The sequence below is a fragment of the Archangium minus genome (assembly GCF_044360475.1).
In the GTDB taxonomy this organism is placed as follows: domain Bacteria; phylum Myxococcota; class Myxococcia; order Myxococcales; family Myxococcaceae; genus Archangium; species Archangium minus.
Genome location: NZ_CP043494.1, coordinates 5,912,197 through 5,924,492, shown reverse-complemented (window position 1 = coordinate 5,924,492; position 12,296 = coordinate 5,912,197). Strand labels below are relative to the sequence as shown.

General features: G+C 67.4%; 10 protein-coding genes. 4 read left to right on the top strand and 6 right to left on the bottom strand.

Features of this window, described 5'->3' with window-relative positions; all coding sequences use genetic code 11:
- The first annotated feature begins 164 nt into the window (after positions 1–164).
- On the top strand, positions 165–1,532 hold the full coding sequence (locus F0U60_RS24280; RefSeq protein ID WP_395823771.1) for a cytochrome P450: 1,368 nt from the start codon (positions 165–167) through the stop codon (positions 1,530–1,532).
- A gap of 10 nt (positions 1,533–1,542) precedes the next feature.
- Here the strand turns inward: F0U60_RS24280 and F0U60_RS24275 are convergent, their stop codons facing one another.
- Positions 1,543–2,652 carry a hypothetical protein gene (locus F0U60_RS24275; protein ID WP_395823769.1) on the bottom strand — a complete coding sequence of 370 codons (1,110 nt, stop codon included), beginning with the start codon at positions 2,650–2,652 and terminating at the stop codon, positions 1,543–1,545.
- 393 nt (positions 2,653–3,045) lie between these two features.
- Between F0U60_RS24275 and F0U60_RS24270 the strand changes: the two genes are divergently transcribed.
- From F0U60_RS24270 to F0U60_RS24260, 3 genes are read left to right on the top strand one after another with little or no spacing between them, the layout of a single operon-like run.
- The gene (locus F0U60_RS24270; RefSeq protein WP_395823767.1) at positions 3,046–3,888 is read left to right on the top strand and encodes a hypothetical protein; all 843 of its coding nucleotides are present in this window, start codon (positions 3,046–3,048) and stop codon (positions 3,886–3,888) included.
- A 6-nt stretch (positions 3,889–3,894) separates the two neighbouring features.
- The gene (locus F0U60_RS24265; RefSeq protein WP_395823765.1) at positions 3,895–4,806 is read left to right on the top strand and encodes a type VI immunity family protein; all 912 of its coding nucleotides are present in this window, start codon (positions 3,895–3,897) and stop codon (positions 4,804–4,806) included.
- Positions 4,807–4,812: 6 nt separating this feature from the next.
- Positions 4,813–5,574, top strand: coding sequence for an alpha/beta fold hydrolase (locus F0U60_RS24260; protein WP_395823763.1), 762 nt, complete (start codon positions 4,813–4,815; stop codon positions 5,572–5,574).
- Positions 5,575–5,586: 12 nt separating this feature from the next.
- On the opposite strand, the gene F0U60_RS24255 is transcribed toward F0U60_RS24260, so the two are convergent.
- From F0U60_RS24255 to F0U60_RS24235, 5 genes are all read right to left on the bottom strand, one after another.
- Complete coding sequence (locus tag F0U60_RS24255) at positions 5,587–6,048, bottom strand: hypothetical protein (protein ID WP_395823761.1); 462 nt, start codon at positions 6,046–6,048, stop codon at positions 5,587–5,589.
- A gap of 92 nt (positions 6,049–6,140) precedes the next feature.
- Complete coding sequence (locus F0U60_RS24250; protein WP_395823759.1) at positions 6,141–7,292, bottom strand: VWA domain-containing protein; 1,152 nt, start codon at positions 7,290–7,292, stop codon at positions 6,141–6,143.
- Positions 7,279–9,540 carry a DUF5682 family protein gene (locus tag F0U60_RS24245; protein WP_395823757.1) on the bottom strand — a complete coding sequence of 754 codons (2,262 nt, stop codon included), beginning with the start codon at positions 9,538–9,540 and terminating at the stop codon, positions 7,279–7,281. Before F0U60_RS24245 ends, F0U60_RS24250 begins: the two co-directional genes overlap by 14 nt.
- Positions 9,537–10,622: an AAA family ATPase gene (locus F0U60_RS24240; protein ID WP_395823755.1), complete on the bottom strand. Its 1,086-nt coding sequence runs from the start codon at positions 10,620–10,622 to the stop codon at positions 9,537–9,539. Before F0U60_RS24240 ends, F0U60_RS24245 begins: the two co-directional genes overlap by 4 nt.
- Positions 10,619–12,127 carry a DUF5691 domain-containing protein gene (locus F0U60_RS24235; protein ID WP_395823753.1) on the bottom strand — a complete coding sequence of 503 codons (1,509 nt, stop codon included), beginning with the start codon at positions 12,125–12,127 and terminating at the stop codon, positions 10,619–10,621. Before F0U60_RS24235 ends, F0U60_RS24240 begins: the two co-directional genes overlap by 4 nt.
- Between the last annotated feature and the right edge of the window lie 169 nt (positions 12,128–12,296).

The following is a 12,296-nucleotide window of genomic DNA, read 5'->3' as shown; positions in this document are numbered from 1 at the left end:
TGTCCGGTGTGACGCTTGCGTTCCCCCAACTTTGGGCTGCAGGCGAGGAAGCTGGCGACTGCCTCTCGCAGAGGGGAAACCCTCACCCACGGTACGCCATCAGGAGAGGGGATGTCCTTGGTCCCCCCAGTGACTTCACCGCTGGAAGCCAGTAGTCATCACCCATGCTCCCACCTGGCCCCGGACTGCCGAGCCCGTTGCAGATGTCGCTGTACATGGCCGACCCGCTGTCCTTCCTGAGGAAGCAGCGGAAGCGCCACGGAGACACCTTCACCCTACGTATGTCCGGCATGGGCGAGTTCGTCTTCGTGAGTGCGCCCGAGGACATCAAGCGCATCTTCAACGCCCCACCGGACGCGCTGCACGCAGGAGAGGGCAACGATGTGATTCTGCCGCTGGTGGGCTCGAGCTCCCTGGTGATGCAGGACGGGGCGGAGCACATCCGGCTGCGGCGCCTGCTGCTGCCGCCATTCCAGGGAGAGCGGCTCAACACCTATGCCGGCCCGATGCGAGAGGTCGCCCACGCATCGCTGGAGCAGTGGCCCGTGGGCAAGCCCTTCCCGCTGCTGCCGCGCATGATGTCGCTCACCATTGAGATCCTGCTGCGCAGCGTCTTCGGTATCGAGGGCCAGGAGGAGCTGGCGCTCTTCGCCAGGCGCTTCCCGCGGCTCGTGGACAGCATCGCCTCGCCGCTGTACCTGCTTCCAGCGCTCAGCGGCGTGGACGTGTTCCAGAAGGTGCCCTGGCTGCGAGCCTCGAAGATGAAGCGGGAGGTGGACGAGGCCCTCTACGCGCTCATCGCCCACCGGCGCGCGCAGCCGGCGGATCCCCGACGCCAGGACATGCTCAGCCTGCTGTTGGAGAGCCGGGACGAGGCGGGCCAACCCCTCACCGACAGGGAGCTGCGCGACGCGCTCTTCACCGTGATTGTGGCGGGCTATGAGACCACGGCGATCGGCATGTGCTTCACCGTGGAGCGGCTGCTCTGCACGCCCGAGGCCCTGGCCCGAGTGCACGAGGAGCTGGAGCGGGTGGTGGGAGGCGAGGAGATCCAGGCCGAACACCTCGGCCAGCTCGAGTACCTGGACGCGGTCATCAAGGAGGCACTGCGGCTGAGGCCGGTGGTGCCGCTCGTGTCGCGCCGCACGAAGGTGCCGTTCGAGCTGTCCAAATACACGCTGCCCCCCGAGACGATGCTGGTACCAGGCATCGCGCTCACCCACCTGCGCGAGGATCTCTACCCGGAGCCGGACCGCTTCCTGCCGGAGCGCTTCCTCGGGAAGAAGCCGGACCCGTACGCGTGGTTGCCCTTCGGGGGAGGCTCGCGCCGGTGCCTGGGCATGGCGCTCTCGCTGTTCGAAATGAAGGTCGTCCTGGCCACGGTGCTGCGCCGGGCGAAGCTGCGGATGGCCTCGAAGCGCCCCATCCACATGGTGCGCCGGAGCATCATGTTCGCGCCGTCAGGGGGAATGCCCGTAGTGCTGGATGAAGTACGGCCCCGGAGCAGCCAACCCCAGAAGCAGGTAGCCTGAAACACATCACTCAAGGCAGCGCGCCCTTGCCGGCGAAGGCTTGCATCCACGCAAGCTCATCTCGGGCCCGGGGCGCGCAAGACTCCTCCACCAACGGAGCCAGCGGCCAGCGGTAGTAGGCCGCCTGTTTCACGGCCTCCTCCCACTTCCCCAACTCAACCCATAGGGCGATGCATTGCTCCCGGCTCGGAACGTGTTGCGTCAACTCGGAGCCAAACATCTGGAGTCGCAGCCCCGTCTCCCATTCCAGACGTGAGTGCTGATCAAGCAGGCGCGCCCCCACTTCCCAGAACAGCCGCCCCATCCACCGCTGCTCGTCCTCGGAGAGGTGCGCCTTGCTGACCCTGGCCCGCCGCAAGAGCGACGAGCCCAGGGACGCCCCCTGGGCCAGGGTTGCCATTGCCAGAGCATGGTGGCCGGGCGCGTACATCATGCTGACCAGCGCTCGCATCTCCAGGAAGAATTGCTCGCTCGGAGGCTGCTTCCACTCGGGCAGCGCAACAAGCTTCTCGAGTGTCTCCAAATCCTGTCGCGTCAAGGGCGCCGAAGGTGGGCCGCCGGCCAGAAAGGAGGCCAGGGCGAGCTGGAGGGTCCGTGGGGAAGGACCTGCGAGCTGCCCCAGCCGCTCCTCCACCGTGGAGAGCAGGAACCGTCGCAGCGGTGCTTGTTCCTCGAAGGAATACAGCTGCTCTCGCAGCGCCATGAGAAGTGGCACGGAGGGGCTGACTCGAACCTGCTCGAGCGCCCACTGTTGGTCCTGCTCCAGCGATCCCAGATGCAGCACCGCCAGAGGAAAGCGCCACGACTCGTCATCCGGCGACCGGGTGAACCCTGTTGAGATCAGGTGATTCCACTCCAGCGGCACGGGAAGCAAGGTGCTCTTGCGGAAGTCGGGCCGCCCGAGCGCCGTCCACGCATCGAAGAAGGCATGGCGCCAATCGGGAGCACGGGGCTGACGTTCGGCGAGCTCCAGCAACAGGCGGCCCTCCGGGGTGTCTTTGATGGTGGAGACCGAGAGATCCTCCCGCACCAGGTCCCACCGGCCTTCCTGCATGAACCAGCACGCGCTCACCAATCGGGCCGGCGCATAGGAGGGAGCGGCCTTGATTGCCAAATCCAACAGAGGGCTCGCGCTCGAGTCACCCGCGATGCTGAACTAGGCGGCTTCCTGGGTCAGCTCCATGGCCCAGACATCATTCCCTTTTCTTTCCTTGGAGGGTCCTCCTCTCGCTCGCCCCCCTTCCGCTTCCCATCCATCCTCCGGCCCCTCGTCTTCCTCGTCCGCGACGTCCCGCTCGTGTTCTGCGAACCGCTTGAAGGCAGCCCAACCACCGCCCGCCATGGCGGGCAGCAGTCCCAGGGCCCAGCGCAAGACCCGGCGGCGCGGCCAGCGTTGACTCCGCCCTCCGGACTCCTGTTGTTGCACCTCGCCACCCGAGCCCATTTCCTCTGTCTCCCTGCTCATCGCGACCCTATTCTGCATTCCATGCTTCATACCTCGAAGAGCCGGCCCGTGTGGTCGCTGGTGATTCTCACCGTGCTCCAGGCAGGGTGCCTGTTGGAGGCAGAGCTCGCCGAGGTAACGGGGGAATGCGGGCCACGGGATCTGACACCCGAGTGCTGCCTCAAACAACACCCCGGCCAGTGGGAGCGTTGTACCGGCTCGTCCGAGATGGTCGAAGTGACGGGGCGCTCAACCTCCCTGGGAATGAAGGCCCTGGCCACGGGCATGGCAGTGGCCACGGTGGCGATGAAGCCGCAGATCAACTCGGCCGAGCGCCGGGGTGTTGAGCTGGCCGCGGATCTGCTCGCGAAAGTCGAAAAGGCCATCACAAAGTGTGTCCGCCAGGCGGACCAATATGTCAACGATTACCACTTCAACGGCAAGAGCCCGGACCGGGAAATCTGCGAACAGATCAAGGTTGGCGAAAAGACGACATGGGCCGCGTACCTGGGACTCTTCAAGCATGAGCAAGCCTGGCCGTGCCTTCGCGAAGCTCTGAACAAGTTGATACCGCCGGACCGTTACCGACTCTACCCTCGTTTCCAGTTCAACGAAAAGAAGGGACAATGGGAGTACATGGATGAAAACACGGTAAGCCAGATCGTGTCGGCTCAGGGATGGAAAGGACTGACTGGCACCATCGAGCCGGACATCATCCTCTTAGACAAGAATGGCGTCATCGTCCGTGTGTACGATCTCAAGTTCCCATGCCCGGAGACCAACTCAGCCTATTGGAGTCGGTACACAAAAGGGCGCTGGATGGACCAATCACAGGGAGATCTATACTTCCATGCTCTTCAGGTGAAACCCATACTTGTCTCTCCACGACAGGGAATAATACGCGAGGACTAAGAAGAAATGCCCACCATTCGATACCCGCAGCTGAAACAGCATGACGAGCGCGACGGACTGATTGCAAACGATGCCTTACTCATGTGCTTCTACATGCAGCGTCCTAACGAGCAGATTGCACCTGCCATCATACGTGCCCTGGAACTCTTCCGTGAACGGATACATCCCTATCAACTCGCCTGGTACAACGCAGGTGATGGACAGGCCAAACCGCTCGATGACTCCGCATGGGAAGCAATCCGCAAGGAAACGCTGGATCCAGGGCCCGAAACGGCTGCATTCATACAAATGTGGGATGACCCCATCAGGCTCGGTGGGCTGCACGTGGACTACAGGGGTTTGGACATCATCCCCCTGCCCTGGCCAGATCGGAAAGATGATGTGAGCGTCCTCTACCTGCGCCTGCCCACGGAATACCTGGAAGAGCAGGGTCCGGGCCAGGTTCGTGCACTAGCCCTCGATCTAGCAGCGGAGCTCCCCTTCAACTCGGGGTATGTGGACTTCGTCCTCTGCTCGAACATTTGGGATCTGGGTAAAGCCCTCAAGCTCATCCAACCGCGCTACCCGGGAGTGCACCTCGCATCGAGCGGGGCCAACCTCCGGATGAACACCTGGGTGGACGGGGTTCACTGGATGAACTTCCTCGGGCAACCGGTGCTCGGCCAGCTCGGCGGTGTGGCCAGCCTGCGTGAGCGTTTGTCTCTCCCGGGCATTTCCCTCCAGGAAATGAGCGGAGACCGAGTGCTCATCACCCTTGGCGAGCAGCCAGTGACAGGGGACCAGGAGGCGGGTCAGATGCTTCCCCTGCACCGTGCACTTGCCCGAGTCCTCGAGCCCCACCTTCATCATTGGAAACGACCTTACGTCTCCCTGGACCCGGAGGAGATACTCCGCTGGGAGCGCCGCTTCCTGGACTGAGTTCACATGAATCCTATTCCTCCGAAGCAGAAAGCCAGCATCCATGGGCAGGCCCTGGAGTACATCATTGCAGGTCAGGGCTCCCCCACCGTCGTTCTCGTCAACGGTTCCGGCGGCCCCATCGAGGGATGGCTCAGGGTGTTGGAGCCGCTGTCCGCACTGGGGACCGTCTTTGCGTACAACCGCCCAGGTCTCGGCGGCAGCGGGAAGCCGGTTGTCCCGCAGACCGGAGAGGTCATCGTCGAGTCGCTCCGTGCGCTCCTGCTTCACGCCAACCTACCTCCGCCCTACCTCCTGGTGGGTCATTCGCTCGGCGGCCTTGCCGTCAATCTTTTCGCCCGGACATTCCCAGCCGAGGTTTCAGGCGTGGTGCTGCTCGATGCCACCGCTCCCGAAGACGTCAGTGTCATGGCAGAGCATCAAAACGGCTTTCAGCGTTTTGCCCAGCGCACGCTCGATACGATCTTCGGAAAGGATGAATTCGGAGAGACTGAACACGTTTCACGTACCGTCGACCTCATCCAGCGCGCAGGCCCCTTCCCTGACGTCCCACTCGTCGTCGTGACGGGGGGTAAACCCGCCATGGCATGGGCCACCCCAGCGCAAGCCCTCGCCGCACGAGCAGAACACCAGCGGGCCCTGGCTGCACTGTCGCCCCAAGGAAAGCAGCTCATCGCCAGCCGAAGCGGACACTTCCCCCAGCTCACAGAGCCGGAGGTCGTGGTGGAAGCCGTGCGCCTGGTCAATGCTCGCCAGACCCTGTCCTGACACCCCTACGGGTCAGCACGGAATGGGTGTGCATTCAAAGGTGCTGCACACGACGCACGTGTGCCATACGAAATTGCAGAGGGTAAACCCCTCATCCTCTTTGCACTGGACGCGCACGCCGGTGGGATCGGGATTGAGGGGCTTCAGATACTGCAACCCGTTGAGTAGAGCGCCGTCGTAGGTGGTGTTGCACGCCACGGCTCCACCGGCGGCGTCGAGGCCACAGGCAGCAACCCGCGCGTCGTCCGCCACGGGAGCTCCGGCGGTGTAGATCGAGAAAGGGGCCCGACGCTCGGAAGTGGAGACGTACAGGACCTCGCCCGTGTCCAGGTTGACCGGGATGCGTCCCTGCGAGTCACCGTAGTAGCTCGCGAGGCCGCGAAGCCTCACGGCCAGCGTGGGCGCCACCTGGGCGACGGCGGTCCCGACCGCCAGCACGACGATGAGTCCGACAACACAACGGGAGGTCTTCATGGCGTTCGTTTTTCTTTCTGAACCGGGATGGTTCCCTCGTCCAGACGCACGTGCCTTCAAGTATTCCCGCGCCTCATCGCGATTGCGGTGCATCACCCCGAGCGCGCGAGCTGGATGTCGTTGCGCGCCGCCCAAGCGCGGAGATCCTGTTTCTGGATGGCCGCGGCCATCAGCTCCGGGAACAGATCCGGCGTGCAGGCGAAGGTCGGGATGCCCAAGGCCGTCAGCTGCGCGGCGTTGTGGCTGTCATAGGCCGGAGTCCCCTGGTCGCTCAGTGACAACAGGCAGATGACCTTCACGCCGCTCTGGACCAGCGACGCGGCCCTCTGGAGCATCCGCTGCGCGTTGCCTCCCTCGTACAAGTCCGTGATGAGCACGAGGATCGTCTGCGCCGGCCGAGTGACAACCTGCTGGCAGTACGCGAGCGCCCGATCGATGTCCGTGCCTCCTCCGAGCTGCGTGCCGAACAGCAGGTCCACCGGATCCGACAACTGCTCGCTCAGGTCCACCACCGAGGTGTCGAAGAGCACCATCCGCGTGGACACCGCGCGCAGCGAGGCGAGCACCGCCCCGAAGATGCTCGAGTAGACGACCGAGGCCGCCATGGAGCCGCTCTGGTCGATGCACAGCACCACGTCCCGCAGGCTCGAGCGCTTGCGTCCGTGTCCCACCAGCTTCTCCACCACCACGGACTTCCGCTCCGGCTGGTAGTTGCCGAGGTTCGCCCGCAGCGTCCGCTCCCAGTCGATCTCCGCGGCCCTCGGCCGGCGCGTGCGCGAGGTCCTCGACAGTGCTCCTCGCACGGCCCGCTCCGTAGGGGCCCGCAGCCGCCGCTCCAGGTCCTCGACCACCTTGCGCACCACCCGGCGCGCCGTCTCCTTCGTCTTCTGGGGGATGACCTTGCGCAGCGACAGCAGCGTCGCCACCAGCGACACGTCCGGCTCCACCGCCTCGAGCATCTCCGGCTGTAGCAACATCTCCGTGAGCCCGAGCCGCGTCATCGCATCGCCCTGCATGACGCGCACGACGGAGGCGGGGAAGTACTCGCGGATGTCGCCCAGCCAGCGCGCCACGTGGGGCGAGGAGGCTCCCAGTCCTGCCTTGCGCTCGGAGTCGTACAGCGCCGCGAGCGCACGATCCATGCGCAGCTCGGACTCGCCGAGTGGCACGCCCAAGGTCTCTTGGACAGGCTCGCCCAGGACGAGCCGCCAGCGCTCCAGGCGCTCTTCTTCAGACTGCTTCATGGATCCTCACCCCCAGCAGGGTGGACAGCACCGGCAGCACCTTCGCCACGCGCTCCGGGTCCAGGTCCTCCGTGGCCCCCGCCGTACTCCCCGCCGCCTGAGCGGTGGCGAGCTGTTTGACCCGCTCCCCCATGGCGCGCCGCTCGGCCGTGCTGAAACCAGCGAACGCGCGCCGTACCAGGGGGAGATGCTCGACAAAGGCCTCCCGCGCGAGCCCCGAGAGCCACCCATCGAGCGCCGCCCACAGCTCCTGCCGGTGCAGCAGCAGGAGCGCGCTTCCCGACACGAGTCCTTCCAGCCAGGCCGCCGCCTCGTTGGGAGGCACGGCCGCGGACAGGGCCCTGCGGGCGAGCGTCCCCAGCTCCTCGTCCCCGACCCGCCCGAGCTCCACCCGCAGCCGCAGCGCGGCCCCTCGGACGAGTCCGTGCACAGAGTCCCGATGCACGAGCTGGCCCAGGGCCTCGGCCCACTCCTCCGTGCGCTCCCCACCCTCCAGCAGCGCCACCGCGGCATGCATGGCGCGCAGCTGGTCGCGGCGCTGGTGCGCGGCCTCGTCATCGAGCGAGACGCACGCGCCGGGCAGCCCGATGATGATGCGCTCGAAGAGCCCGTCGGCGATGGCGAGGATGGGCGCGGTCGGTGTCTCGCGGACGCTGCCATAGCGGACCGCGTGGGCCAGGGCTGGGAAGGCCTCGAGCAGCTTCGGGACATCCGCCGAGCGCGTCGAGAGCGCCTGCACGTGGCGGAGCACGGTGTCGATGGCGGCGGACAGCTCCGCGAGCAGGGAGGCCTCGAGCAGGGCCGTCAGCGTGCCGAGCTCGGTCGCATCCGACGCTCGCGCCACCACGCGCCCCGTGGCGGCCGACTCCACCGTGTTCCCGAAGAGGCTCGCCTCGACGATGCGCACGGACAGCTCGGGCTCCCACTTCAAGCGCCACGTCTCGCGGAAGGTGCCCGTCGTGTTCCGCGGATCCGCCTCCGGCGTGCCCCAGGGGATGTCGAGCAGCCGCAGCCGGTGCAGCAGCCGACTCCGGTCCCGGTCCAGGTCCTTGCGGAGATCCAACTCCTGCAACTTGCTCTCGGACGAGGGCGGCAGGCGCAGCGACTTCTGCAGCGAGGTCAGATCGCGGGCGAGCGGGACCGAGGGCACCTCGGAGGGGACCGAGCCCAGCCCGGTGCCGACCTCCAGCCTCTCGTGGACGAGGACCAGCGGCGTCGCATCCCCGCCACACATCACGGAGAGCGCGGCGTCTCGCAGCTCCCCCAACCCCACCGTGGAGAGGCCTCGCAGGGCCGCGAGCGCCTCGGCGAGCCGCACCGTCTCGATGACATTCGCGGAGGAGGCATCCAGTCCCTCCTCGCGCAGCAGGTGCGCGATACGCGCCGCCCAGGACGTCACCGGGCGCTGAGGCGTGAGCCACAGGTGCGCGTACCACCCTGGCGACTCCACGCCCGCGCCGTACCCGCTGCGCCAGCCGAGCCGGTCATACGTCCAGGGAATCCACGTGGCCGCCACCTTCGTCTTCGGCAGGCCCTTCAGCAGGGCGTCGTCCTCCCGGGCCGGCCGCTGCTGGACGAGCGCCGGTGCGTGCCATGCCCCGCACACGACGGCGATCCGCTGGAAGCCGTCCTTCTTCGCCTGACGGATGCCGCGCCGCATGTGGGCCTCGCGTCGGGCCTCTCGCGGAGACAGCTCGCCCTCGCCCTCGCGCAGGGCGCTCATCGCCTCCAGCACGGCCTCGAACACGCCCTCGGGCTCCTGGCGCTGCTCAATGAGGTGATCCCACCACAGCTCGCCGTCTTCGTAACCCGCGGTACGAGCGAGCGCACCGAGAGGATCTCCCCGGGGGGTCCTGGCCTCCGCTTCGTCCTTGGGCTCCGGCTCCCTGCCCTCCTGGGTGCCCTCGTCCTCGGGCGCCATCTGGTGGGTCTGCGGGAGATCAATGAAGCGCACCGGGAGCGTGCGCTCCAAGGCGTACTGGAGCGCCTGCCACTCGGGAGAGAAGACGGCGAACGGGTAGAAGACAGCCTGGGCTGGCCGATCGATGGCGTAGACGAGCAGCGCCACCGGAGGCTTCATCTCCGCATGAGCCGCCAGGGGGATGAGCGCGTCCGCGTCCGGAGGGCCCTCGATGAGCACCACGTCCGGCTGGAGCTTCTCGAGAGCCGCCCGCACGCTGCGCGCACTGCCCGGGCCGTGGTGCCGCACACCGAGCACGTGCACCGATGCGTCCCCCTCCCGGCTCACAGCACCTCCATGCACGCGCGGTAGAGGTCCTTCCAGCCCTCGCGCTCCTTCACCACCGTCTTCAGGTACTCCAACCACACCACCCGGTCCTGCACGGGATCCTTTACGATGGCGCCCGTCAGGCCCGCGGCCATGTCCGGTGCTCGGAGCACACCGTCACCGTAGTAGCCCGCCATGGCCAGGCCCCCGTTCACCACGGAGATGATCTCCGCCGTGGACAGCGAGCCCGAGGGCGACTTGAGCTTCGTCGCTCCGTCGGTTGTCGCGCCGCTCCGCAGCTCGCGGAAGAGCGTCACTACCCGGCGGATCTCCTCCAGCGCCGGCTTCTCCGCGGGCAACGCCAGGGCCTGGCCGAGCTCGGCCACGCGCTTCTCGACGATCTCGACTTCCTGCTCCAGCGAGTCGGGCACGGGCAGCACCACCGTGTTGAAGCGGCGCAGCAGAGCGCTCGACAGCTCGTTCACGCCGCGGTCGCGGTTGTTCGCCGTGGCGATGACGTTGAAGCCGGCGCGGGCCTGCACCTCGGAGGACAGCTCCGAGATGGGCAGCGTCTTCTCGCTGAGCAGGGTGATGAGGGCGTCCTGCACCTCGCCCGGCATGCGCGTCAGCTCCTCGATGCGCGCCAGCTTCCCCTCGCGCATGGCCCGCATCACCGGGCTCGGCACCAGCGCCCCCTCCGACGGACCCTCCGCCAGCAGCCGCGCGTAGTTCCAGCCATACCGCAGGGCCGCCTCGTCCGTGCCGGCGGTGCCCTGCACCAGCAACGTCGAGTCCCCGGAAATCGCCGCGGCGAGGTGCTCGCTCAGCCACGACTTCGCAGTGCCCGGAACGCCGTAGAGCAACAGGGCCCGATCGGTGGCCAGGGTCGCCACGGCGATCTCCACCAGCCGCGCGTTGCCGATGTACTTGGCGCTCACCTTGAATCCATCCGGGAGCTGGCCTCCAAGCAGGTAGGTGCGCACGGCCCAGGGCGAGAGCTTCCAGCCCTGGGGTTTCGGCCGATCATCGGCCCGGGCGAGTGCGGCCAGCTCCTCGGCGTACTGCTGTTCGGCGTGCTGGCGGAGAAGAGCGGTGGCGGTCACGGTTTCAACTCCTCGTGAAGGATGCGGCGCAGGGAAACGGTCTGCTGAAAGCGTTGGAGCTCCGGGTTCCAGCGGTTCAGCGGAGCAGGAAGCGCGAAGGGCTCGGCGGCGGTCGGGAGGCACTCCGGTGGCAGAGCGATGGCCGCCTGCCGGAAGACGCCGAGGAGCGCCACGGCCCGGGTGGTCGGATCGTACAGCTCGCGCAACAACTGGAGCCAGGTGTAGCCGAGCTTTGCCGGCCATGGCGCGGGCGTCAGCGCGAGGGCACGGTCGAGCGAAGGCAAGGTCTCGGCGCGCTGGAGGATGCGCAGAGTCCGCGCGGCGCGCTCGTCAGGAGGGAGCTGCTCGAGCACGGAGACGGCCAGCGACTGGGCCCGTTCGGCGTCGAGCACCTTGGACTCACAGCGCGTCCAGAAGCCGAGCAGGGTTGAGCCCCAGGACGAAGAGGCACCCAGCCGAAGCGCTAAAGCCCAGCCCTCCGAGAGCGCGACACCGTGGTCCGTCCGCGCGGCGGCGGTGACGATCTGCGCCGGGGTGGCCTCGAACCAGTTCTCCCAATCCCGAAGGGGAATGGCCTCCAAGAGCCGGATGAGCCAGTGCTCGCTCTGGCCGACACCAGGGGGGGGCTTGTCCAGACCATCGCGCTCGGCTTCGGTGTCCCACCGGGCCGGGAGTTGGACGCGAAGCGTGTCCGGCTTCTCCCAGACGAGCACGGTGCGCGCCCGCTCGGCCATGCGCTGTGCGAAGGCAGACCCGGGCAACCGGGCCAGCAGGTAGCGCGCCACCTCGCGCACCGAGGCCGCTCGGTCCTTCCGGCCCAGCTCCAGCAGGGCCTCGTCCTCCGGGGAGAGCCCCGCGTCGAGGCAGGCCAGGAAACGAGCGCGGTGCTCGGCCTTCTCCTGGGCCCAGGTGCCCTGCAGCCAGGCGCGGGCCCGCGCCGGGTCGACGCTCCGGGCCTGGGTGAGCGCCGCGCGCCGCTCCTCGGGATTTCCTTCCGTCCACACGCGCTCGGCCTCTGCAAGGTCGGCGGAGGGAGAGGCCGAGGCCAGGCGCCATTCCGGATTCAGACGGGAGAGCCACTGGCCCCGCTCGCCGAGCACCGGCTCCGCTGCCGCGCGCAACGCGCTGTCCTTCAGCCCAAGCACGCGGGGAAGCAGCTCCGGCGGGAGGCGACGGCGAGCAAGGGCCATAAGCGCGAAGGCCTCGCGCAGGACCTCGCCGTCGTTCGACACGAGGAGCTCCGAGAGGACGGAGCGTACTCGCGGCGAGCACACCTCGAGTGTGTCAGGGGGGGCCACGCTGTCTCGCGTCTCGAGCCGGGGAAGCTTGCGCCCCGCGGCCCGCGCCACCGCGCGCACCCCGGCGGCGAACAGGAGGCGCTTCTCCACGGGCAGGCCCTCCAGCGCACGCAGCGTCTGGGCCTCGACACCCGACGTGGGGCCGGGCTCCGGCGAGCGGGCAGTGCCTAGCGTGGCGAGGCGTGTCAGTGCGTCGAGCTCGTTCACGGTGGGCTTCCTCTCCAGCCCGGGACATGGGGGCGCGGCAGCATAGCGGCCCGTGTCCCATTCTGCCCCGAGGCATCGGGAATGGGGCGAAATGCCACGCACCCCTCCGTGGCATTTCGCCACAGACGGTCACGCGCTTTGCCTGTCTCCCTCGGCCTTACGTGCAGGC